The 24,202-nt window shown below is 39.7% G+C and carries 19 protein-coding genes and 1 tRNA gene; 10 read left to right on the forward strand and 10 right to left on the reverse strand.

Features of this window, described 5'->3' with window-relative positions:
* Positions 1-66 precede the first annotated feature (66 nt).
* Positions 67-3,576 (forward strand): transcription-repair coupling factor, encoded by a 3,510-nt coding sequence (gene mfd / locus PREBIDRAFT_RS07380; RefSeq protein ID WP_004337113.1) that lies wholly within the window; start codon positions 67-69, stop codon positions 3,574-3,576.
* Positions 3,577-3,917: 341 nt separating this feature from the next.
* On the opposite strand, the gene PREBIDRAFT_RS07385 is transcribed toward mfd, so the two are convergent.
* The 4 genes from PREBIDRAFT_RS07385 to PREBIDRAFT_RS07400 are packed head-to-tail and all read right to left on the reverse strand — an operon-like array spanning position 3,918 to position 7,466.
* Complete coding sequence (locus PREBIDRAFT_RS07385) at positions 3,918-5,369, reverse strand: ATP-dependent DNA helicase (RefSeq protein ID WP_004337112.1); 1,452 nt, start codon at positions 5,367-5,369, stop codon at positions 3,918-3,920.
* A gap of 13 nt (positions 5,370-5,382) precedes the next feature.
* Positions 5,383-6,240: a DNA/RNA non-specific endonuclease gene (locus PREBIDRAFT_RS07390; protein WP_004337111.1), complete on the reverse strand. Its 858-nt coding sequence runs from the start codon at positions 6,238-6,240 to the stop codon at positions 5,383-5,385.
* Positions 6,241-6,254: 14 nt separating this feature from the next.
* On the reverse strand, positions 6,255-6,956 hold the full coding sequence (locus PREBIDRAFT_RS07395; protein WP_004337110.1) for an LrgB family protein: 702 nt from the start codon (positions 6,954-6,956) through the stop codon (positions 6,255-6,257).
* 21 nt (positions 6,957-6,977) lie between these two features.
* A complete protein-coding gene (locus tag PREBIDRAFT_RS07400) occupies positions 6,978-7,466 on the reverse strand; it encodes a CidA/LrgA family protein (protein WP_004337109.1) in 489 nt (162 codons plus the stop codon).
* A gap of 173 nt (positions 7,467-7,639) precedes the next feature.
* Between PREBIDRAFT_RS07400 and PREBIDRAFT_RS07405 the strand changes: the two genes are divergently transcribed.
* Together PREBIDRAFT_RS07405 and rsmD are read left to right on the forward strand one after the other, a co-directional pair.
* A complete protein-coding gene (locus tag PREBIDRAFT_RS07405; RefSeq protein WP_004337108.1) occupies positions 7,640-8,455 on the forward strand; it encodes a DUF3822 family protein in 816 nt (271 codons plus the stop codon).
* 18 nt (positions 8,456-8,473) lie between these two features.
* Entirely contained in the window at positions 8,474-9,004 is a 531-nt protein-coding gene (gene rsmD / locus PREBIDRAFT_RS07410; protein ID WP_004337107.1) for a 16S rRNA (guanine(966)-N(2))-methyltransferase RsmD, read from the forward strand.
* 94 nt (positions 9,005-9,098) lie between these two features.
* Here the strand turns inward: rsmD and PREBIDRAFT_RS07415 are convergent, their stop codons facing one another.
* Positions 9,099-9,437, reverse strand: a complete 339-nt coding sequence (locus PREBIDRAFT_RS07415) for a MerR family transcriptional regulator (RefSeq protein ID WP_004337106.1) — start codon at positions 9,435-9,437, stop codon at positions 9,099-9,101.
* 182 nt (positions 9,438-9,619) lie between these two features.
* Here PREBIDRAFT_RS07415 and alaS point away from each other — a divergent pair, with 182 nt between their 5' ends.
* Positions 9,620-12,277: an alanine--tRNA ligase gene (gene alaS / locus PREBIDRAFT_RS07420; RefSeq protein WP_004337105.1), complete on the forward strand. Its 2,658-nt coding sequence runs from the start codon at positions 9,620-9,622 to the stop codon at positions 12,275-12,277.
* 175 nt (positions 12,278-12,452) lie between these two features.
* Here alaS and PREBIDRAFT_RS07425 read toward each other — a convergent pair whose 3' ends face one another.
* From PREBIDRAFT_RS07425 to rsfS, 4 genes are read right to left on the reverse strand one after another with little or no spacing between them, the layout of a single operon-like run.
* Entirely contained in the window at positions 12,453-13,100 is a 648-nt protein-coding gene (locus PREBIDRAFT_RS07425; protein ID WP_004339577.1) for a SprT-like domain-containing protein, read from the reverse strand.
* Positions 13,101-13,156: 56 nt separating this feature from the next.
* A complete protein-coding gene (locus PREBIDRAFT_RS07430; RefSeq protein ID WP_036875652.1) occupies positions 13,157-14,023 on the reverse strand; it encodes a phosphatidate cytidylyltransferase in 867 nt (288 codons plus the stop codon).
* A 5-nt stretch (positions 14,024-14,028) separates the two neighbouring features.
* Positions 14,029-16,152 (reverse strand): ATP-dependent zinc metalloprotease FtsH, encoded by a 2,124-nt coding sequence (gene ftsH, locus PREBIDRAFT_RS07435; protein WP_004337102.1) that lies wholly within the window; start codon positions 16,150-16,152, stop codon positions 14,029-14,031.
* Positions 16,153-16,203: 51 nt separating this feature from the next.
* Positions 16,204-16,563, reverse strand: a complete 360-nt coding sequence (rsfS, locus tag PREBIDRAFT_RS07440) for a ribosome silencing factor (protein ID WP_004337101.1) — start codon at positions 16,561-16,563, stop codon at positions 16,204-16,206.
* Positions 16,564-16,777: 214 nt separating this feature from the next.
* On the opposite strand from rsfS, the gene PREBIDRAFT_RS07445 reads away from it, so the two are divergent.
* The 5 genes from PREBIDRAFT_RS07445 (at position 16,778) to mnmA (ending at position 21,139) form a co-directional block, all read left to right on the forward strand.
* Positions 16,778-16,848, forward strand: a tRNA-Gln gene (locus PREBIDRAFT_RS07445).
* Positions 16,849-16,928: 80 nt separating this feature from the next.
* Complete coding sequence (locus PREBIDRAFT_RS07450; RefSeq protein ID WP_004337100.1) at positions 16,929-17,312, forward strand: rhodanese-like domain-containing protein; 384 nt, start codon at positions 16,929-16,931, stop codon at positions 17,310-17,312.
* A gap of 379 nt (positions 17,313-17,691) precedes the next feature.
* The gene (locus PREBIDRAFT_RS07455; RefSeq protein ID WP_004339579.1) at positions 17,692-18,123 is read left to right on the forward strand and encodes a DoxX family protein; all 432 of its coding nucleotides are present in this window, start codon (positions 17,692-17,694) and stop codon (positions 18,121-18,123) included.
* Between the two features lie 926 nt (positions 18,124-19,049).
* A complete protein-coding gene (locus PREBIDRAFT_RS07460; RefSeq protein WP_004337098.1) occupies positions 19,050-19,982 on the forward strand; it encodes a YitT family protein in 933 nt (310 codons plus the stop codon).
* A complete protein-coding gene (gene mnmA / locus PREBIDRAFT_RS07465; protein WP_004337097.1) occupies positions 19,979-21,139 on the forward strand; it encodes a tRNA 2-thiouridine(34) synthase MnmA in 1,161 nt (386 codons plus the stop codon). Before PREBIDRAFT_RS07460 ends, mnmA begins: the two co-directional genes overlap by 4 nt.
* 132 nt (positions 21,140-21,271) lie before the next feature.
* Here the strand turns inward: mnmA and PREBIDRAFT_RS07470 are convergent, their stop codons facing one another.
* Entirely contained in the window at positions 21,272-23,005 is a 1,734-nt protein-coding gene (locus PREBIDRAFT_RS07470) for a glycoside hydrolase family 25 protein (RefSeq protein WP_004337096.1), read from the reverse strand.
* Between the two features lie 266 nt (positions 23,006-23,271).
* On the opposite strand from PREBIDRAFT_RS07470, the gene PREBIDRAFT_RS07475 reads away from it, so the two are divergent.
* Positions 23,272-24,198 (forward strand): magnesium transporter CorA family protein, encoded by a 927-nt coding sequence (locus PREBIDRAFT_RS07475; RefSeq protein WP_004337095.1) that lies wholly within the window; start codon positions 23,272-23,274, stop codon positions 24,196-24,198.
* Positions 24,199-24,202 lie beyond the last annotated feature (4 nt).

Genomic DNA, 24,202 nt, shown 5'->3' on the forward strand with positions numbered 1-24,202 from the left:
ATAGAAAGTAGGGTAATGGCTTTATACGCTAACGAACGAAAGTGAGTGATTACTCTTGTAAGAACAATGACAATAAACGAGACAACCCATATTTTTTCCACACTTCCACAAGTAAAGGCTTTACTAAAATTATTAGAAGATGGAAAATCAAAAAATATCTTTCTACAAGGCTTAACAGCATCGGCTACACCGATGCTCTTTGCCGCATTGGCATATAAACAAGCACATTCTTTCCTCTTTGTTATGAACGATAACGACGAGGCAGGTTATTTCTATAACGACCTAAAGACAATGCTTGCCCCCGAAGACGATGCCGAACCACTTGCCGATGTGCTTTTCTTTCCCTCATCTTACCGCCGTGCTATCAAGTATGGACAATGCGATGCGGGCAATGAAATATTACGAACAGAGGTGCTTACAAAGCTAGCAGCTATCCGCACTAATCTTGAGAAAGGAAAACCACTCACACCTCTTTTCATAGTTTCCGAACCCTCTGCTATTGCCGAACTCGTGGTATCTCAACGTCAATTAGACGAGCGACGCCTTACGCTGACCGTCGATCAGCATATCAATATTGTAGAAGTGGGCAAAAAACTCCGTGAATTTGGTTTTTCAGAAACCGATTATGTCTATGAACCGGGGCAATTTGCTATTCGTGGAAGTATCATTGATGTGTATTCCTTCTCTAGTGAGATGCCCTATCGTATCGACTTTTTTGGTGATGACATAGATACCATTCGCACCTTTGAGGTGGAGACACAGCTATCGGTAGATAAAAAAAAATCGGTGGATATTGTACCAGAACTTGCCACATTAACTGAAGAAAAGGTATCGTTTCTTCAGTTTTTACCCCAAGATACCACGCTTGTTTTTAAAGATTTCCTCTTCGTTCGTGATGCCATCGATCAAATTTACAAAGAAGGTTTCACACAACAAGTACTTACAGAGCAGCTCGAAGGTAAAACCGAAGTAGAACAATACGAGATACAACAACGCTATATGCGAGAGTCGCAACTCATTGCTACAGGCGCTTTTATGACAGATGCACTCAATTTTCCGCGCATAGAATTTGGAGCATCTCGCACCACTGAGGCTATGATCAGTGCTGATAAGCGACAACGCTCTACGATAGTTTTTCACACTACCCCTCAACCGCTTTTTCACAAGAATTTCGACTTACTTATTACTTCCTTAAAGGATTATCTCCTAAAGGGGTACAAACTCTATATATTTGCCGATAGTGAAAAGCAAACAGTTCGTCTAAAAGATATATTCGATAGCAAAGCAGAGGAAGAAGCAGAACTTACCGTTTCGGCTAACAACGAAAATCTTTCGGTGGCTAGCCATATTATGTTTACGCCTGTTAACCACACGCTTCATGAAGGTTTTGTGGACGAAAATAAGAAAGTTTGTTTCTTTACTGATCACCAAATATTCGATCGTTTCCACAAATACAACCTAAAATCGGACAAGGCGCGAAAGGGGAAAATGGCGCTAACTATGAAAGAATTACAGGAAATGGAGCCTGGCGACTTCCTCGTTCACGTAGATTTTGGTATCGGAAAGTTTGCAGGTCTCGTGCGTGTTCCTATGCAGAATTCATACCAAGAAATGATCCGCCTTATATATCAAAATAATGTGATCGTTGATGTTTCTATCCATTCTCTTTACAAGATAAGCAAATATCGACGTGCCGACACAGGCGAGCCGCCTCGCCTTTCCGTGCTTGGCTCTGGTGCATGGGATCGACTTAAAGAGAAAGCTAAAAAACGCATTAAGGATATTGCCCGCGACTTAATAAAGCTCTATGCTAAGCGTCGTCATGAGAAAGGATTTGCTTTCTCGCCCGACTCGTTTATGCAGCACGAGCTAGAGGCTTCGTTCCTTTATGAGGACACACCCGACCAGCTCAAGGCAACACAGGACTTAAAGCAAGACATGGAGAGCGCACGACCTATGGATCGCCTTGTATGTGGCGATGTGGGCTTTGGTAAAACGGAAGTTGCTATACGTGCAGCCTTCAAAGCGGCTGTCGATAATAAACAGGTGGCAGTACTCGTTCCTACCACCGTTTTGGCTTTCCAGCACTACAAGTCTTTCCAAAGTCGATTGAAAGACATGCCAGTGAGGGTGGACTATCTTTCGCGTGCCCGATCTACGAAACAAACAAAACAGATATTGGAGGATCTTGCGGAGGGTAAAATAAATATCCTAGTGGGTACGCACAAGTTGCTTGGAAAGTCGGTAAAATGGCAAGATTTGGGCTTATTAATCATTGACGAGGAGCAGAAATTTGGCGTGTCAACGAAAGAGAAATTAAGACAAATAAAAACCAATGTAGACACGCTAACCATGTCGGCAACCCCTATTCCGCGCACTTTGCAATTCTCTTTAATGGGAGCGCGCGACATGAGTATTATGCGAACACCTCCTCCTAACCGCTATCCTATACAGACCGAAATAGTAGATTTCAGTCATGAAATTATCGCAGATGCCATTAATTTTGAGATGAGTCGCAACGGTCAGGTGTTCTTTGTAAACGATCGTATAGGCAATTTGCAAGACCTAGCCGCAATGATTCGCAGGTATGTACCCGATTGTCGGGTAGCAATAGGGCATGGACAAATGAAGCCCGAAGAACTAGAAGAAATCCTCCTAGGTTTTATGAATTATGATTACGATGTACTTCTCTCTACCACCATCGTAGAAAATGGTATTGACATCTCAAATGCTAACACCATTATCATCAATGATGCCCATCGTTTTGGCTTGAGCGACTTGCATCAAATGCGTGGTCGTGTGGGCAGATCGAATAAGAAAGCTTTTTGCTATCTAGTAGCACCACCGCTTGCTTCGCTCACCACCGAAGCACGCCGCCGACTAGAAGCCTTGGAAACCTTCTCCGATCTAGGGAGTGGTTTCAGCCTTGCTATGCAAGATCTTGATATTCGTGGAGCAGGCAACTTGTTAGGATCAGAGCAGAGTGGGTTTATGGAAGATCTAGGTTATGAGACTTATCAGAAGATTCTTTCGCAAGCTGTTTCTGAACTAAAAAACGACGAGTTTCAAGATCTTTATGCCGAACAAGCCGAAGAAGGAGTGGTACTTTCAGGCGATGACTTTGTAGATGATTGTGCTATTGATAGCGATCTTGAGATGTATTTCCCCGATGATTATGTGCCGGGCTCATCAGAGCGTATGTTACTTTATCGAGAGCTAGATAGTATTGAAGAAGTGGACGATCTTGATAAGTACCGCAAACGCTTAGAGGATCGCTTCGGACCAGTGCCACAACAAGGCGAAGAACTCATGCACGTAGTGGCACTCCGCCGCATTGGTAAACGTTTAGGATGTGAGAAAATTATGCTTAAACAGGGTAATATGTACCTACAATTTGTGTCAAATCCTAAGAGTTATTATTACCAAAGCGAGACGTTCAACAAAATGCTCAATTACATTGGAAATAATCCTCGGCGTTGCAATCTTAAAGAGAAAAAAGGTAAACGACAGATGATTATTAGCCATGTAAAATCGAGTATTGATGCCATAGCCATCCTTCGAGAGATAGAAGGTTAATCATAAGTGTTCACTATAAGAAGTTTTTTATTTGTATAAATATTTCACAACACTATAAGTTTGTTTTTCTGAAATATAATATTTGTAACAGTAAGAAAATCAGTAGCTTATAATGTTATAAATAAAAGGTCATCTTTTCCATAGCAAAAGATGACCTTTTGTCGTGTAAAAGGTAACCTTTTGCGAGGTAAAACATAACCTATTACGTTGTAAAAGGTTATGTTTTAGCTTTGTGTTAATTATTTTTACTTTGAAAAATGATAGGAAGCCTATTTTTGGATAAACGAAAAATTAGAATGAATGAAGTATATCAGTAATAGTGTTCTATCTATCTTTTGATATTATTCTTCTTCTGTTACTTGCTCTTGAGGCCAATTTACCAAATATAAATGTTTGGTGGCACGAGTGAAAGCAGTGTAGAGCCAATGGTAATAGTCGGGCGTGAGCATATCTTTTGTCATATATCCTTGATCAATAAATACATTTTCCCATTGTCCACCTTGTGCCTTATGACAGGTGATGGCATAACCAAACTTTACTTGAAGGGCATTGAAGTAAGCATCCTCACGCAGATGTTTCATGCGATCGGCTTTGAGCGGAATGTCGGCATAGTCTGCCATTACATTATTAAATAATAGTTCGCTCTGCTCTCGTGTGAGGTTGGGTGTTTCGCTCGTAAGTACATCTAAGATAATGGTGGTTTCTAGTTCATAGTTATCGAAGTCGGGGAAGCGCAAAATAACATCGGCAAAACGGAAACCAAACAATTCTCGAGTGTTACGCACGCGGCGTACCTCTGCACGATCGCCATTGGCAATAAAGTTTAATTTTCTAGTCTTGCCACTTTCTTCTTGCGCTCTTTTATTACTTTGGTTGAGATATTTATTGCGCACGATCATGAGTTGATCGCCTGTGGTAAGTTCTTCCTCACGATCAAGAATCATGTTGCGCACACCTTGATTAAAGATGTTGGCACGTTTATTCGATCGGGTGATGATAATGGTTTCGTCTAGTCCTTGTTGGGAATAAGACGATCCTAGCGTATCAATGAGTTCATCGCCTGGCACTATGGTAACATCGGCAAAGTGGGCAAGGCTAATCTTTGGCAATTCGCTTCCCATATTATTGTAAAGCATTTCTCGAATAGTGTTAGCATTATAGAGGATGCCAGACTCGAGGCTTTGTCGGAGAACTTCCAAAATATCCACATCAAAAACCTTCAGCCCCATACTTTCTAGTACATCATTGCGCAAAGCAGCACTCTCTTGCTCACCTACAGGAGGAAGCTGCGCATTATCCCCGATAAGGATCAAGCGGCAATTATTACCATTGTAAACATAGCGGATAAGGTCTTGTAGTAGGCTTCCACTACCGAAAGAACTATTACCCACAGCATAATTGATCATAGAGGCTTCGTCCACGAGGAAGAAACGATCTCGGTAGAGGTTGTTATTAAGATTAAACTCGCCATCGGTTCCCACAAAGGCACGTTCACGATAAATGAAGCGGTGGATCGTAGAGGCAGGACTCTCTGCGTAAGCCGATAGCACTTTTGCAGCTCTACCTGTGGGTGCAAGGAGTGTGATGTTGTACCTCATTTGGCGCAACGTTTTCACAATGACCGATGCTAAGAAGGTTTTACCTGTACCAGCACTACCACGTATTACCATAACCGATTGCTCTTCTTGGGAGAAAGCAAAATGGGAAAAAGTATTCAGGGCGTGATTTTGATCGGTGGTGGGAGGAAAGGGAAAATTGCTCTTTAGGTGGTAAAGAAATTCGTCTTTCAGCATAGCTCTTGGGTCTTTAAAATTGCGAGAAGTTAGCTTCTCCCTCTACTTTATTTTCTATATTGTCAGGCAATTCAGGAAAGAAATCAATGCCCGTGATACGTTCCACTTGGTCGATCGTATTCACAAACTCTGTTTTTTTATGTCCTTTTTCAACAGTATTCTTTACCACCCACCCAATGGCACGTGGTGTATCCTCCATACAAAGCACCACTTTGAAGAAAGCTATGGGTACTATTACTTTGTGTTTACCTATGGTACGATGTTGCCCACGTGTAAAGATAGGACCTGAAACAATGTATATTTTGCCATACTTGCGTGCCCAATTGCGGCATTGATTTTCAAGACTATTCCATAAACCACTATTGAGCGTGTGGAGCTGTGGACAGATATTTGTCATTAAGAAACATTGTTCCATAGCAGTTTCACTCCATTTGTTATCAGCGGCTGGACACATGTGTCCTCGGTCGAAGCCCGATTGCATATAGTCGTAGGTATCTACAGGGTTATCTACCTCATTGTCGGGTTGGAACTTTACCCCATTACGTTTTACAGGACCAGTGGTATGCTCTCGTGATAGTTGCCATGCCACCCAATTGGGTTGTTTTGTAGTAGGGTTGTAAGAAGCTGTATACCCTTCTCGTTTTAGGATAATAGCAGGCGTGCCTTGAGCATCTTTGGGAAGATAATTGAAGTCGTCAGAATGTTGCTGCTCATAGTCATTATAGGCAATAGGCGCATCAGTTTCTTCCTTATTATCTGTATATTCGCTCTGTAAAATAGGCTTTGTAAGACTTCGTCTATCCTTGCCCGCATTGCAAGCACAGAACGATAGGAAGAGAATAGAGAGGACGAGTAGTTTAGGAAGCTTCATCTTCTTATAATGTTTTAGATGAGTGCCTCTATTAAGTGTATAATGGTCGGGGTGAGAAGAGCAGTAAAAATGCCATTCAATGTGATACCAAGGCTAGCAAAAGCACCATATTTTGTGCCATATCCCATAGCGGTGGAAGCACCAACGGCATGGGAAGCCGTTCCCATAGATAAGCCTTGTGCTATCGGACTGCTAATTCTGCCCACTGCAAGAGTTTTAAATCCAATCAATGCACCAAGTATTCCTGTTACCACAACGACTGCTGCAGTTAGCGATGGGATACCACCTACGCTCTGAGTAACCTCCATAGCTATAGGGGTAGTAACCGACTTACTAGCTAAAGAAAGAATAATAGCTTCGGGAGCACCTAGCACTTTTGCCACCACAACGGCACTAACTATACCAACAAGGCAGCCAACGAGTTGGGACATTACGATAGGAAACCATAGCTTCTTAATAGCATCGAGTTGAAGGTATAGTGGAACACCGAGGGCTACAACGGCTGGTTTCAACCAAAAGTCGATAAGTTCGGAGTTGTGTTTATATACGGCAAAGGGAACTTGGGTAACCTTTAAATAAATGATAAGCGAAATAATAGAGATCAAAATGGGATTGAGCAATAGCCAGCCCATACGTGCTTGTATGTATCTGCATAAGAAATAAATGCCGAAGGTAAGGGCAAGTATGACATATTGATTAGCAAAAATTTCTATCATAGTTCTTTTCTATAGCTGGTTTTAATAATCAATTTCTTCGTTAGACATCTCCTCTGTTTGTGTTGTAGAAGCTTGTTCTTTAAGATGTTGAGGCTTGTCGGGGTGATGCCGATTAGCATAAAACGCCTCGTCATCTAAATGGCGACGGAGCAAATCCATTCCACCAATCTTACGTTCACACTTGATAACAAACTGGTGCATGTGTCCTGTAACGATCAAAACCAAAATGGTACTCACGAGTGTAGCAACGGTGATGGGAAGCCATTGTGCTTTGATAATATCAAGATAGAGCATAATAGCTACACCAGGCGGCACGAAAAAGAATCCAAGATTTGCAATTAAAAACTTCGACATGCGTTCAATCCAATTGAGCTTAACCCATCCTAGCTTTAGAAAAAGGGTAAGCAATAGCATACCGATAATACTAGAAGGCAACTTCACGCCTGTTGCCCAAACAATAAATTCTCCAAGTCCTAAGCACCCGAAGATAATAAAAAAAGCTCTTGCCATGCAATTATTTTTGTATTCTTACAGACAAAGTTACGGCTAATAATTGAATTATATTAATTGGCAAACTAGAAATTGGTGAGAAAGAGCGGTTTAATGATATTTGTCAATCGTAATAAATTGTAATCAAAAAAAATATTGTAAGTTTGCAAATTGCTAAATGTAATAACTTTAAGATGGGAGCAGATAATAATGTGATAGATATGCGTCTTCGACTGACAATTCGTGTTAGTCAGAACGATTTAAGCTTCTCTGTGGGTTCGGCAACGGAGAATGCCCAAATCGTTTATGAACCTTATAATACGAATAAGGGCATTTCGATAGCTGCCAATCTGAGAAAAGCCTTTGCGGTATCGGAGTTGTTACAGAGCGGATACAAACGAACACTGATATTGGTGGATACCCCTGTTATGCTTATTCCTACCGAGGAGTTTCAAGAAAATGAAGCTAAGGTGCTTTACAAATCGTCATTTACACTAAAAGGTAATGAAGAAGTGGTTACAACTGTGTTGCCCGATTTGAATGCGGTGGCAGTGATGACGATTAGTAAAGACTTGAAGTTAGTAATAGATGATCATTTTAAAGAGGTGCGCATAGAACCATTGATGCAACCAGTTTGGGTGCATTTGCATCAACGTTCGTATCAAAACCCAAGACGAAAACTCTTTGCTTATTTCCATGAACATACTATGGAAGTGGTAAGTTTTCAGCAAAACCGATTTAAATATAATAATGCCTTCGATGCCACCCATGCTCAAGATGCGCTATATTATCTTCTCTTTGTGTGGAGAGAGCTAGGTATGAATGTTGAGAAAGATGAGTTACATCTTGTGGGAAAAGCTGTAGAGCAAGAATGGTTAGAGGGGGAATTAAAGAAATTTCTACACAGAATATATGTAGAAATACCAGAGAAGGAATTTAGAAATGGGGAGGTAGCACTTCATAAAAATATTCCTTACGACTTGAAAGCTTTATATTTAAGCAAAGTGTAACACTTTAATAGAAATTAGATGCGAATTATTACAGGATTGTATAAGGGCAGACACTTCGATGTTCCACGCTCTTTCAAAGCACGTCCAACGACCGATTTTGCGAAAGAAAATATCTTTAACGTGGTGAATGGGTATATAGATCTGGAAGATACTATGGCTCTTGACCTTTTTGCAGGTACTGGAAGTATTTCTTTGGAATTACTTTCACGTGGTTGCGCAGAGGTTGTTTCGGTGGAAATGGATCGTGATCATGCGCGCTTTATAGCACAATGTATCGAGAAAATAAAGGCTGAGAATGATATTTTGATACGTGGAGATGTGTTTCGCTTTATTAAAACATGTAAGCGAAAGTTCGACTTTATTTTTGCCGATCCTCCTTATGCGTTGAAAGAACTTGGTACTATTCCTGATCTTATTCTATCAAATGATCTGCTGAAAGAAGGTGGTTTGCTAGTGTTTGAGCATGGTAAACAAAACGATTTCTCACAACATCCACGCTTTGTAGAGCATAGAAGCTATGGAAGTGTAAACTTTTCGTTGTTTAGATAATAAAAAAATATGAGGTGAAAATGGGAAATTTATAGTGCTATATTTTTTTCTTTTGTACATTATAAGTTTCCTATTTTCACCCCATAATATTCGATTAAACAAGTCCCTCTAGTTTTCTTTTCAGCTCTTTCAGTTGGTCTCGAACAGAAGTAAGTGTTTCCATAATCTGCTGACTCTTTTCCGCTCCTGTCCTATTCTCATTCAAGAACTTGCGAGCGGCTGCTATTTTGAAACCACGCACCTTCACGAGGTTGTAGATAACCTTTATTTGATCAATATCTTTTTCTGTGTATTGGCGAACTCGATTGCCTGTTGTTTTAGGGCGAAGATGTGGAAATTCTGTTTCCCAATAGCGCAATAGGCTTTCGGAAACATTAAGTTGTTGAGCCACTTCTTTGATGGAATAATATAGTTTGCGTGAGTTCTCTGCCATGTCAGAATGTTATTTTGTCAAGAATATTCTAAGTTAGGTTATCGAATATAATAAAAACTAGCCTGTAGAAAGGGGGATAAGTTTTTGTGTATTCGACTTCTTATTTGTTTGCAAAAATACTGAAAAGTCAGTATCTTTGCAATACTTTTGATTGAAAATATAGATTTAAAACATAAAATAAGATGATGACAGCTAATGAAATCCGCGACTCGTATAAAAAGTTCTTTGAGTCGAAAGGACATGTTATCGTACCATCTGCGCCGATGGTAATTAAGGACGACCCTACACTGATGTTTACCAATGCGGGTATGAATCAGTGGAAAGACATTATTCTTGGTACAAAAGATCCAGAGCCTCGTCGCCGTACTGACTCGCAGAAGTGTCTTCGTGTTAGTGGTAAGCATAACGACTTAGAGGAAGTTGGGCATGATACATACCACCATACTATGTTTGAAATGCTCGGCAACTGGAGCTTTGGCGACTATTTTAAAGAAGGGGCAATTGATTATGCGTGGGAGTATTTGGTAGATGTTCTCCACCTTGATCCTAAAGACCTTTATGTTACAGTGTTTGAAGGTAGTCCTGAAGAGAACATTCCTCGTGATGATGAAGCTGCTCAATATTGGCTAAAGCACTTGCCAGCCGATCATATTATCGATGGTAACAAGCACGATAATTTTTGGGAAATGGGTGATATTGGACCTTGCGGACCATGTACAGAGATCCATATCGACTCTCGTCCTGAGAACGAGCGTAACGGTATTCCTGGGCGTGAGTTGGTGAATAAAGACGATCCACAGGTAATTGAGATATGGAATAACGTATTTATGCAGTTCAATCGTAAAGCTGATGGTTCATTGGAACCACTTGCTATGAACGTAATTGATACGGGTATGGGCTTCGAACGTTTGGTGCGTATGTTGCAAGGCAAACACTCTAACTATGATACCGATATTTTCCAGCCTATCATTAAAGAAATAGAAGCAATAAGCAACTTTAAGTATGGCTTTACAACTCCTTCAGGAAAGGATGGCGAATGTGCTAATGATCAGGAAAAAGTGGATGTGGCTATGCGTGTTATTGCCGACCATTTGCGTGCCGTTGCCTTCTCTATTGCCGATGGACAGTTACCAAGCAATGCCAAGGCTGGTTATGTTATCCGCCGCATTTTGCGTCGTGCAGTACGCTATGCTTATACTTTCTTAAACCAGCGTGAGGCTTTTATGTTTAAGCTTTTGCCAACATTGGTACGCGAAATGGGTGGTGCTTACCCAGAATTACCTGCTCAGCAGGAGTTGATTGGGCGTGTTATTAAGGAAGAAGAAGACTCATTCCTCCGCACTTTAGAGAAGGGTATTTCTCTTCTTAGTGGTGCTATGGATGAGTTAAAGGCACATAACCAGACTGAACTTGACGGCAAAGAGGCTTTTCGTTTATTTGATACATACGGTTTCCCACTTGACTTGACAGAGCTTATCTGTCGTGAAAATGGTTACACCGTTGATGAAAAGCAGTTTGATGAAGAAATGGCACAACAAAAAGCACGTGCTCGTAATGCTGCTGTTGTTGAGAATGGCGATTGGATGATCGTAAAAGATGGCGAGCAGGAGTTCGTTGGTTACGATTATACGGAATACGAATGCCACATTCTTCGCTATCGTAAGGTAACACAAAAGAAAAATAGTTTCTATGAGATAGTGCTTGATTATACACCTTTCTATGGAGAGATGGGAGGTCAGGTAGGCGACCAAGGTGTTTTGGTTAGTGAGGATGAGACTATAGAAGTGATTGATACAAAACGCGAAAACAATCAAAGTGTACACATCGTTAAGGAGATGCCAAAGGATATTGAGGCAGATTTTATGGCATGTGTTGATACCGATAAGCGTAATGCTAGTGCTGCAAATCACACTGCAACTCACTTACTTGACTATGCTTTAAAGCAGGTTCTTGGTGAGCATGCAGAGCAAAAGGGTTCGTATGTAAGTCCTACAACGCTTCGTTTTGATGTGTCTCACTTTCAAAAGATTACCGATGAAGAACTTCGTCAGGTAGAGCGTCTTGTGAATGAGCTTATTCGTGAAGATTATATTCTTGATGAGCATCGCAATACTCCAATAGATGAAGCAAAGAAGATGGGAGCAGTTGCCCTCTTTGGTGAGAAGTATGGTGATAAGGTTCGAGTAGTGAAATTTGGTCCAAGTTGTGAGTTCTGTGGTGGTATTCATGCTACATCAACAGGTCGCATCGGTTTTTTCAAGATCGTATCAGAGAGCAGTGTTGCTGCTGGCATTCGTCGTATTGAAGCACTTACAGGTGCTAATAGCGAAGAGGCTATCTATGACCAAGAAGATACTTTGACCGAATTGAAGGCAATGTTCAATAATCCAAAGGACTTAAAGGCTGTTGTTCAGAAGTATATTGATGAGCATGAGGCTATGAAAAAGGAAATGGAAAGCTCCCGTCAGCAGGGTGTTGCGCGTCATGCTAAGGCTTTAATAGAGGGTGTAGAACAAGTGGATGGCTTGAATATAGTAAAAGCTGTGCTCAATGTTGATGCTGCTTCGGCTAAGGATATTGTCTTTAAAGTACGTGAAGCAATCACCGAAAAGCTCGTTTGTGTACTCGGTTCTGTAAATGATAATCGTCCTCAGCTTTCTATCATGCTTAGTGATGATATGGTGAAAGAAGGCGGAAAGAATGCAGGAAAGATAATTCGCGAGGCTGCACAGCTCATCAAGGGTGGTGGTGGAGGTCAGCCCCACTATGCGCAAGCAGGTGGTAAAGATGCTTCAAACCTTAGTGCTGCTGTTGATAAAGCACTCGAACTTTTGAAATAACAACAATGCTTTAACTTCTCCAATGAGGAGAATGTTATACAAGTTTTTGTAGATAATAATAAGCCCGTTACTTGTTAAAAGTAATGGGCTTACTCGTTTAACAACATTTCTGTAATAGATAGTTTTGCAAAGTGTATACAGTAAAAACTTAGAGTTATACGTTTACAATGCAATGCTATAAGCATTCAGTAAGAGGCTCTAGCTTACTCGTTATCTCTTGATATTCTTCTTTTTCAACAAGCCTGCCTCGTAAGGTACGAACACGAGGCATATTAGCGAAGAAATTATCATTAGTGATAAACCATTGCTTTTGTTTTATTCCTTTCACCTTTGCAAGTTGACTAGCTATTTTATGTGCCGACCCTGGGGTTACTGATGAAAGAAAATGTTTCCCATCCTCCATGATGAGGGCAAGGACTAGATAGGGTGAAGTATCGTTTGAAGGTTGTTGTAAGCCTTTTCGCTTAGCCGTTATAGTGATATTCCTGCTATGTCGTCGGTTGATAGTCTCCATCATACTACGAAAAATATTGCCGTGCGCAGAGCTATCTTTTAATCCTGTATAAGCAATATAGTAGTGTATCATTTCATGAATAATCACATCGTCCAACTCTTTTTGTGATAGATCAAAAGCTGTTGAGATACCTATCGTGAAGTCGTAGTATTTTGTTTGTCCCCAACTCGTTTTTCTTTTGTAAGCCATTTGCCCAAGCCTTGTTCTAGCTCTCGACAATTTTAATGTGGGAGTAGGCAACTTATCTTCAAAAATTTGATGATTATATTGCTTAAAAGCTGCTTGTAAATAGGGTAGCGTAACGATCATATAAAGAAAATAGCCATGCAAGTATTCTCCTGCATGGCTATTTTAAAAATTTTATTTTAGAACTGACTTAATGTGTAAATATATACTACTGCGGCTGGGATAGCTAGTAGAGAAGAGTCGAAACGATCAAGCATTCCACCATGTCCCGGCAATATCTTACCACTGTCTTTTACGCCTATGGTACGTTTAAAAAGACTTTCCACTAGGTCGCCCCATGTACCAAACACTACCACAACCAAACCTAAACCTATCCATACAGGAATATTAAGACTTTGCACCTCTCCATTGTTATTAGCCCAATAGCCTATTAAGCCAGCAACGATAAGACTTAAAACACCTCCACCTATGCTGCCTTCCCAGCTCTTCCCAGGGCTGATACGTGGAAAAAGTTTATGTTTTCCAAACAATGATCCTGTGCAGTATGCTCCAGTATCATTTGTCCAAAGCAAGATGAAAATACTCAAGGGCAAAAGCATATTAGGTTCCGCCATTGCTTCTGAGTCTCCACTTCCGAAGGCAAGGATATTGATCAATGACAAAGGAAGCGTGATATACATCTGACCCAACATCGTGTAAGCCCATGAATGAATTGGATTTTCATTTTTGAGATATAGCTCTGCCACTAAAAGATAGACCACACAAAGTATATAAGGCACAAAGATTACAAACCCACGAACCATACCTAACTCTATACCCGCTACTGCCAAAAAGAAGTAGATGCCTGCTATGGTAGAAATAAGGCGGTTCACGCTCACCCCTTTAATGCTATTTACTAGTCCTGTATATTCCCATATTGTAAGCCCCGTAATGATAGCAAAGAGTCCTACCATAAAGTCGGGACGGGTGAAACTACCCACCATTACCACCACGAACAATATACCAAAGATAGCACGTGTGATAAAGTTGCTTTGTTTCTCAGTCATCATCTTTATTCCGTTTTATTGTTGTTTTCGGTAGCTTGAGTATCCGAAGTTGGTGTTTGTGAAGCCGCTTCGTTAGCAGCAGTGTTATTAATATCTTCCACTTTGCTTTCTAGCTCTGCTCTCTTTGCAGCCTCGTGTTCTGCCTGTGCTAGCTTAACAGCCTCTGGCATATCCTCTAACTTAGGTTGGCGCATATCTTCGGCATCCATAATTTCTTGCGAACGGCTTATCCAAGGACGCTTTCCAAAGATCTCTTCCACGTCCTCTACCATAATAACCTCACGCTCTATTAGCACCTGTGCTAGACGGTTATGACCTTCTTTGTGTTCAGTCAATATCTGCTTTGCACGCTCGTACTGACTATTTACCATCTTCAAAACCTCTTCATCAATCACCTTTGCTGTGGTTTCTGAGTAAGGTTTTTGGAAGCCATATTCGTCATTGTTATAATAGCAAACGTTTGGTAAACGATCGCTCATACCTGCGTATGCTATCATACCAAAAGCACTCTTAGTGGCACGTTCAAGGTCGTTTATAGCACCAGTAGAGATATGTCCCGTGAACAATTCCTCGGCTGCACGACCACCAAGCAACGAACACATTTCGTCTAACATCTGCTCTTTGGTGGTGATAGGACGCTCTTCTGGTAAATACCATGCAGCTCCCAATGCTTGACCACGAGGGACAATGCTCACCTTAATCAATGGATGCGCATGTTCGCAGAACCAGCTAATGGTGGCATGACCAGCTTCGTGTAACGCAATTGTACGCTTTTCGGCAGCGGTCATTACCTTAGTTTTCTTCTCTAATCCACCAATGATACGGTCAATAGCATCAAGGAAATCTTGCTTGCCTATTTGCTTGCTACTATGGCGTGCTGCTATCAGCGCAGCTTCGTTACATACGTTGGCAATATCAGCACCAGAGAAGCCCGGTGTTTGGCGAGAAAGCAAGTCGATATCCACTGTTGTATCTAGCTTCAGCTTAGCCATGTGTACCTTAAAGATAGCCTTACGTTCTGGCAAGTCGGGTAAATCGACATGGATCTGACGATCGAAACGGCCAGCACGCAACAAGGCTTTATCCAGCATATCTACACGGTTGGTAGCTGCCATAACGATGACACCAGAGTTAGTCCCAAAGCCGTCCATTTCTGTTAGCAATGCGTTCAAGGTGTTCTCACGCTCGTCATTACCACCCATAGAAGGGTTTTTCGAGCGAGCGCGCCCCACAGCGTCAATCTCATCTATAAAAATGATACACGGAGCCTTTTCCTTAGCTTGGTGGAATACATCGCGCACACGGCTCGCTCCCACACCTACAAACATCTCCACAAAGTCGGATCCGCTCATCGAGAAGAATGGTACGCCAGCTTCGCCTGCTACTGCCTTTGCAAGCAGTGTTTTGCCAGTACCCGGAGGTCCTATAAGCAAAGCACCAGCAGGGATTTTACCTCCTAACTCGGTATATTTTCCAGGGTTCCTTAAGAACTCCACTATTTCTTCTACTTCTTGCTTAGCACCTTCTTGACCCGCTACGTCCTTAAAGGTGATGCCCATTTCGTTACCTTTCTCGTATAGCTTAGCTTTCGACTTGCCTACACTGAACACGCCACCACCACCAGCAGCGCCACCACCCATCTTGCGCATCAAGAGCCACCAAACACCAAAGATTAAAAGCCATGGGATTAAGCCACTAAAGATACTGAAGATGCCATTGTCAGACTGATTGTCATAACTAAAACTACCAATCTTGTGTTGCTTAACAGCCTGAGCTAGGAAAGTTTCAAGATTGTCGACAGAACCAAACTGCACGGTAACATAAGGTGTGTTGCCAGTTTGTTGAGGTCCTTGTTGGAAAATATCGCGTATATGGTTGGGTGCCACATACATCTTTAGCTCGTTCTGTGTCTTATTTACCACTACACGGGTAGCATAGCCCTTTTGCACATACTGTTGAAAGGTGGTATAATCTTTCTCAATGCTTATGCTTGAAGAGAAGAGTCCATTTCCTCCTCCAGTCAGTGCCACTAAAGATAAAACGAGAATTGCAAGCACGTAGATCCAAGTCATATTAAACTTTGGCATCTTGGGCTTGTTTTGCTTGTTGTTGGGGTTTTGATTGCTCATTTCTTTATTTCTTTTCGAGATAGAGGTAAACACCTCCTAGCAAAGTTTTTTTTATTCGATGTCTTCTAAGTGAGTTAGCTTGGCATCAGCCCAAAGGTGTTCTAGGTCGTAGAAAGTGCGTGTCTCAGGAAGGAAAATGTGTACTAGCACATCTACAAAATCGAGTGCTACCCACTGATTATTTCCTAAGCCCACACAGCTTACTGGCTTTTCACCAATAGTTTCTCTAACATAGTCGCCTATCGACTCTGCAATAGCTTCTACTTGTGCAGGAGAGTTACCTTGACAGATAACAAAATTGCGGCATATAGCACCGTCTATTTCTGACAAGTCTGCAATAACTATGCCATGACCTTTTTTATCTTGAATACCCTTTGTAATTAACTCGACTAGTTTTTTCGTTTCTTCCATTTATTATATATATAATGTATATTGAGTCGCAAAGTTACAGCAATTAACATGAAGCACAAAATAAATTTATTTTATTTTGCTATATTCTTCTTTCAATGGGCGATTACACTGACTGTTAAGTATAATTTTTATATATTTTTTCCCTAAAGTTTTGTGATTTACGAAAAAAGCTATAACTTTGCAAGCGCAAATCAAAACCGAGTTGTTTGATTATTGGGATATGGTGTAATGGTAACACTACAGATTCTGGTCCTGTCATTCCTGGTTCGAATCCGGGTATCCCAACATCTAAAAAGAGCCGAATGATACATTCGGCTCTTTTTGGTTTTTAGGAAGTAATATTAACGATTTAAAGTACAACTGATATGAAAAAAATATGCGCTATTTTATTGGGTATGATAGGGTTAGGGACAAGTGCTTCGGCACAAACTAGCTATAAAAACGTAAATGTAGCAGCTTTTGAGCAACTAATCCATGCCGTTTCTGTGCAGATTGTGGACGTTCGCACACCCGCAGAATATGCTGCTGGACATGTGGAAAATGCTATTCTTGTCAATGTACAAGATCCACAGTTTGCCCATAACGCCGACTCCTTGCTCAATAAACATAAGATGCTAGCCGTATATTGTCGTTCTGGACATCGTTCTGCCATAGCTTCTGCCGCTTTGGCAGCTAAGGGGTATAAGGTTACTAATCTTCAAGGTGGTATTCTTGCGTGGATAGAAGAAAAGAAACCTGTGGTGAAGTAAAGGCGATAAAAGTAGTTTTCAAACTGTAGAAAGGTAAGCTATTATAAGGCTATAGCTTACCTTTTTTGTTGTAAAAGCTTATCTTTTGCGGACATTTTTAATTTATTTTTGACGTAAAAACAAATTAAAAAGGAAGTAAAAATAATTTATTTTTCGTTTTAAAAGGTCATAGTTTGCTGTATAAAAGCTTATCTATTACTATTAAATAGCTGATATTTAGATATTTAGAAGCTCATTTCTTGTAGCGTTGCTTCTACCATACTCGTGGTATTTTGCCCTTTGTTTGCTAGGTTGCTAAGTAATAATTGCTAAAAATTGCATCGTATCCGAATTGTTTGTTTGTCTTTGTCTTATTATTCACAATTTAAGGTAAAAGATTATGATTTTAGGATTTTTATTTCCCAATGCGAATGAACAAACAAAGTTGTTAACATTAATGTTGCTTACACGTGTTATATTTGGTTTGCTATTAGCACATCATGGTTTTGAAAAGTTGATCAATTTCAATGGTATGGCAGCAACCTTCCCCGATCCTTTTGGCATTGGCAGTGAGACTTCTTTAGCTATGGCTATCTTTGGTGAGTTGGTATGTAGTCTTGGGTTTGTTGTAGGATTTCTGCCTCGTTTGGTACTTATCCCCATGTCTATAGCGATGATAGTAGCTATTCTTGCAGCTCATGGAGGTGATGTTTTTGGCGAAGAAGAGTATGCTTTCCTCTATCTCGTTGTATTCATCTTGTCATGGATCGCTGGTGCTGGTCGTTATTCTGTCGATAGGTTCATAGGTAATAAGGTGAAAAATATAGGATAATTTTAACCATATATTTTTATATTATAAATAGAGGCAAGTAAAAATATAAACCGCATAGTTGTAAAAAAAACATCGAAATGTTTGAGTATTTTGTTTTTTATGTGTATTTTTGTCCAAAATAGTCAGAAAGTCTATTTTTTGCTTTTAAACAATCTTTATTATTAACTCTTTAAAAAGGAGGTTTTTATGAAGTCTTTTAAGTCTATTCGTTTTTTTCTAAAAAGGCGGTATGTTTGTTAATCATCTCTTGTTTTATCTTTTCTTGCCTTATAGACTATTTAATAAGTACTGGAGCTTCTTGTTTGGGTAGTTCCTACTCCAGTTACAGCAATAGGTGTAGCTGTATCTATTTACCAATATGTAAATTGTGAATATAGTGCAACAGATAATTATAAAAAATGTATGGGAAAATGATTATATCTAAAATAATAAAATCAATAGTATTGACGCGAAGATCTTGGTTAAACACCAAAGGCACAGCTACTTTGTTTGAGTGTGTTTGTTTTGCTAGTTTCTTTCTAATTTTGACAGTGCTATTTGGAGTATTGGTATATGATGCAAGACAATACTCTCTCTTAAATATTTTATTCTTAGGATTTCTTTTTCTTTTTATTTATATTCCAAATGTTATAGCTTTGGTTAGTTTAATCAGGCGGCGAAGTAATTCTTGAGAAGTATTTGTAATTTAATTTAAAATAATAATAACTAAAAGAAATAAAACCCCTTTTGTAAGCATTCTAGAAAAGAGATTTTATTTCTAAGTATACAGTGATTAATATCAGTAGAATAAAGATAAGGAATATAAAGTAAATGATAAACTTAAAGTCCAAAAGAATGTATCTTTCTATAAATAAATGCCTAACTTTGTACTATAGAAATAGTAATATAGTTTTAGTATTGAATAATTGTTTTTAAGATAGAAAGAAATGGCTAAAAAGAAAAATGGAATCATTGGAGAATTAGCTGATTATGTAATGATAGCAATAGCTATGCTTTTGGGTAGCTTTGGGTGGTGTGCGTTTTTGCTTCCACATAAAATTCCTATTGGTGGTATTGCTGGTATATCGGCTTTGATGTTTTGGGGATTTAATATTCCTGTACAGTATGTTTATTTTGCAATGAATGCCTGCCTTTTGCTTGCATCACTTTATATTTTAGGTTGGCGATTTAGTGTGCGAACGATCTTTGCCGTTATCGTTTTTACTATTTTTACTTCCTTCATCCAAGCAGTATTAGGCAATACACAACTTTTTTTAGATCAACCTTTTTTAGCTTGCATTATCGGAGGTGTTTTTCTAGGTGTGGGAGTAGGTATCGCTTTGCTTTATAATGCTAGTTCTGGAGGGTCGGATGTGATAGCTGCTATGGTGCGAAAATATCGTGATATATCATTGGGGCGTGTTATCTTAAGTTGCGACTTGATAATTATCACTGGAAGCTACCTTATTTTACATAATTGGGAAAATGTTATTTATGGCTATATAGTGCTATTTGTGATGAGTTATACAATAGACTATGTTATCAATGGTCGTCGTGGTTCGGTACAATTTTTTATCGTTTCCTCACATTGGCAAGAGATAGGCGAAGCAATTGGTAATGAGGTAGTGCGTGGGTGTACAGTCATTGAGGCAAAAGGTTTTTACACTGGTGAGAATGTTGGAATGTTGTTTGTTGTGGCTAGTCGTTCGCAAGCGCGCTCGGTTTATCAGGTTATTGACGAAATAGATGATAAAGCCTTTGTTTCGCAAGGTGCTGTTAATGCTGTTTATGGTATGGGCTTTGCCACAATGAAGATCAAGAAGCGTAAGAAACAACAGCCTGTTTCTGATTTTGAAATCGTGAAGGATATAGACGAATGAAGATAGAAGAAATAAAGGATAAAAAGATAGCAGTATTGCTGTCGGGTGGTGTAGATAGCTCGGTAGTGGTATGGGAATTTGCCCGTTTGGGACTTCATCCCGATTGCTATTATATAAAGATAGGTCCAGAGGAAGCCGAAGCATGGGATTGTAGTTCGGAAGAAGACTTGGAGATGGCTACTGCTGTATGTCGTCGATTTGAGTGTAAGCTAGAAGTTATCGACTGCCATAAGGAGTATTGGGGACAAGTAACCAAATATACTATGGATAAGGTGAAGGCTGGCTTTACGCCAAATCCCGATGTGATGTGTAACCGATTGATTAAGTTTGGTGCTTTTTATGAGAAAAAGGGGTATGAGTATGACTTAATAGCAACGGGACATTATGCACAAACAAAGTGGATAGACGGTAAGAAATGGTTGTGTACTAGTCCTGATCCCGTAAAGGATCAAACCGATTTTTTAGCACAAATCTACGATTGGCAGTTACAGAAAGCCATATTCCCCATTGGTCATTATGAAAAGAATGAGGTGCGGGAGATAGCAGAGCGTGAGCATCTGATAAATGCAAAGCGTAAGGACTCGCAAGGTATCTGCTTCCTCGGAAACATTGATTATAACGAGTATGTGCGCCGATATTTAGGTGAAAATGCAGGTGAAATTATTGAGTTAGAAACAGGAAAGAAAATAGGCGAGCATAAAGGGTTGTGGTTTCATACCATTGGGCAGCGTAAGGGCTTGGGCTTAGGCGGTGGTCCGTGGTTTGTGATAAAAAAGGATGTGGAGAAAAATATTCTCTATGTAAGTCATGGTTATGACCCAGAAACAGCCTATAAGCGCAAGTTTAAGGTATGTGATCTCCATTGGTTAACAGTGTCGCCAAGTGAGCTTGAAGATAGCAACGGCATTATTTTACAAAATGGTTGTTGCTCTAGTTTTAAGCATACATTGATCCCTATAACCTTTAAGATACGCCATACCCCTGAATATCATCAAGGTTATTTAGAGGTTTTATCAGAAGAAGGCCACTTGGTGGAAGGTAGTGAAGCTCTTATACATGCCCAAAAGAAGATACATGGAGTAGCACCGGGTCAGTTCTGCGTTATTTATGACGAGGAGCATGAGCGATGTTTTGGAAGTGGGGAAATAACTGTTTAATTCAATTGAGAATTTTATCAAGTTGATCATTGAGAGCTTTTCTAGGAGTACTAGTAATGCGCTAGGAGACCTAGAAAACCTAGGAATACTAGGACGGGTAACTCTCAACTCTCAACTCTCAATTCTCAACTCTCAACTCGATAAAGCGTGTCTTTTGAGAAACTCCTCATATTGATTTCTATATCCATTAAAAACGTTTATATCCACATCGCCATGCACACCATTTACCTTTCCGTCTGGACTTAATTGCCAATACACTAATTTGATATTAGGTTTGTATTGCCCATAGCGTGCTATCCATACGAGATAATTGTCGCCTAAGTCTTCAGCTAAAGGCATATAAATATTGGCAAACATTTGACTGATATAAAGAATGGGTCGGCGATGGGTCTTTTCATAAACTCTATTTAAGAACCCCCTTATTTGCTTAAACATTGCTTCTGCACCACCCATTTTTGCTATTTGCGTATCGCTAGGTTCCACATCTAAAACCAAAGGCATATCTCCTTTTAGGTAGGCACTCTTTTGGAGAAAATAATTGGCTTGAGCAATGCCACTAGAAGTAGTGGAGAAGAAATGGTAAGTTCCTACACGGAAGCCATGAAGGCGTGCTGCCTTATAATCATTGTTATAGTAGGGATTGAATACTGTTGTACCTTCGGTTGATTTAATATAAATAAATGAGATAGGGTAGTCTACTTTCCCTTTGATTGTTTTATCGCTCAGTGTTCCTAAATGAGTGATACGCAACCGATCCCAATGGATAGGGTATATTTGTTGGTTATGCTCATGCTGGTGTCGTGATAAGTCAATGCCATAGATGCGTTCGTCAGTGTAGGTTAACCGCTCTCCTTTGCAAATGTCATTTTCCCAGTAGCCTGCAAAGAGATATTTATAGGGTGCTATTGAAAAACCGAAACCATTGCGTTTGCCATTTTCCCAATGTCCATCATAGAAAGTTCCGTTGTTACCATAGTATTTTCCGTACCCATGTGGGAACCCTTTCTTTTGTTCACCAATGTAATATCCATCAGCAATGGGAATAGCACCAAGAGGTATAGCAGTATGGAGTGGTCGCCGATACTCACCCAAGGCATGCAATAAGGTGTAAGCCCCTGATATGCTAACACGTGTAAACAGTTTTGCAGGGGTGCTACCACTTGTGGTTCTAAGGCGGATAGCATCTTCTTTATTGACAATTTCTTTGCGGTATAGATAAATAGGTTCTTTATTGTCTTTGGAGGCAATCTGGTAGCTGTTCATCTGCTTTAATGATAGATGAGCATTCTTGGGAATATCACTCAAAGCTTCTTGAATAGCCTTAATACTATCCATCTTATGCAAAATAATATCGTGATATTCGGCTATGCGGTTGTATCCATAGTCTTGTACATTATGTATTCTTAAATAATAAGTAAGTTCGTTATTTTGAGTTTGTAACGCTGCAATATCATTGTCTGTCTGAATATAAAAAAGGAAAAGTAATTTTCTAAGTTTTTCTCCTCGTAAAGCGACAATGGGTGAAGGGCGATGCCGCCAAGAAGCAACTATGTTTCCAAAACTAGAAGGCAGAATAGGAATTTGATTTGTCCAATAGCCTTTTAGCTCTGTTTCCCAATAATGAATTGCTTCTTTGTTAGTTGTTCCATATAAAAACGTATTATGTTGATAATCAGAGAAGTAAAGGTAAGGCTTTCCGTTCACATCAATTTGATAATAGGAACGTTGCAGGATTTTAACTTCATAGTTTTTTAATTGCTCTTGGTTAAAAGGAATACAGTAATAAAATATGAACCCAATGGTAGGTACTGCTAGTAAGCAGCCCAATAGGATTATTCCTATCCATTTATGTTTTTTTTGTAGCATTGTACGATATTTGCTTTATCTTTTACAAAGGTACATAATCTCTTTTATTATTTATTGTCGATAGTCCTTAAAACATGTTTACAGTAAAAACTTATTCGTTTGTTTGCCTTAACCATTTTTTATTGCTACTTTTGCAGCAGCAAACCAATTGTATAATTATATGGACGATTATTACGCGGAAAACTTTAATAGTGTTATTTAGCGTGAGGATTGTAGCTTAATAAGCTAATCCTCAGCAGAGTTTTAATGTTTGAGGATTAGAATAAATGAAAACATATTGGAATATTAATGGCAATTTGAATGCCATTAAAGAATGGCAACCAAATTGTTGGATACAGGTAACATGTCCAACAGAAGAAGATCAACAAGACTTAATAGATAGATTTAATATCCCTGATTACTTCCTTTCAGACATCAGTGATACCGATGAGCGTGCACGTTATGAGTATGATGACGGTTGGATGCTCATTATTCTCCGTATCCCTTATGTAAAGGAAGTACGTTCTCGTACCCCATACACAACAGTTCCATTGGGTATTATTCATAAGAAAGATGTTACAATCACGGTTTGTAACTTTGAGACAAATATGATGATTGATTTTGTTTCTTATCAGCAGAAGCGTGGTGAGGGTTTTACCGACTATGTAGATCTTATCTTCCGTCTTTTCCTATCATCAGCAGTTTGGTATCTAAAGCGATTGAAGCAGATAAATGCCTTGATAGAAAAGGCAAAACGCAACCTTGATAAGGGGGTAAACAATGAAAGTTTGATAGGATTAAGCCGTTTGCAAGACTCCCTAACTTATTTTGTAACCTCTATTCGTGGTAATGAAAACTTGCTAGCAAAGCTAAAGTTTAAGTTGCAGGTAGACGAATTAGATGCCGACTTGATAGAAGACGTAAACATAGAGATGAGCCAAGCGCGAGAAACAACGAGTATATATTCTGATATTTTAGAGTCGACGATGGAAACATATTCTAGCATTATTAATAATAATATGAATACCGTGATGCGTACTTTAACATCAGTTTCTATTATTATGATGTTGCCAACCTTAATCTCATCGCTGTTTGGAATGAATCTTGTAAATGGTATGGAAAAAAGTGTTTGGGGCTTTCCTATAGCATTGTTGTTATCATTTGTAGTATCGGGTGCTTCATGGTGGATATTGCGACATAAACGCTTATTATAGGCAA

Source organism: Prevotella bivia DSM 20514 (genome assembly GCF_000262545.1).
Classification (GTDB): domain Bacteria; phylum Bacteroidota; class Bacteroidia; order Bacteroidales; family Bacteroidaceae; genus Prevotella; species Prevotella bivia.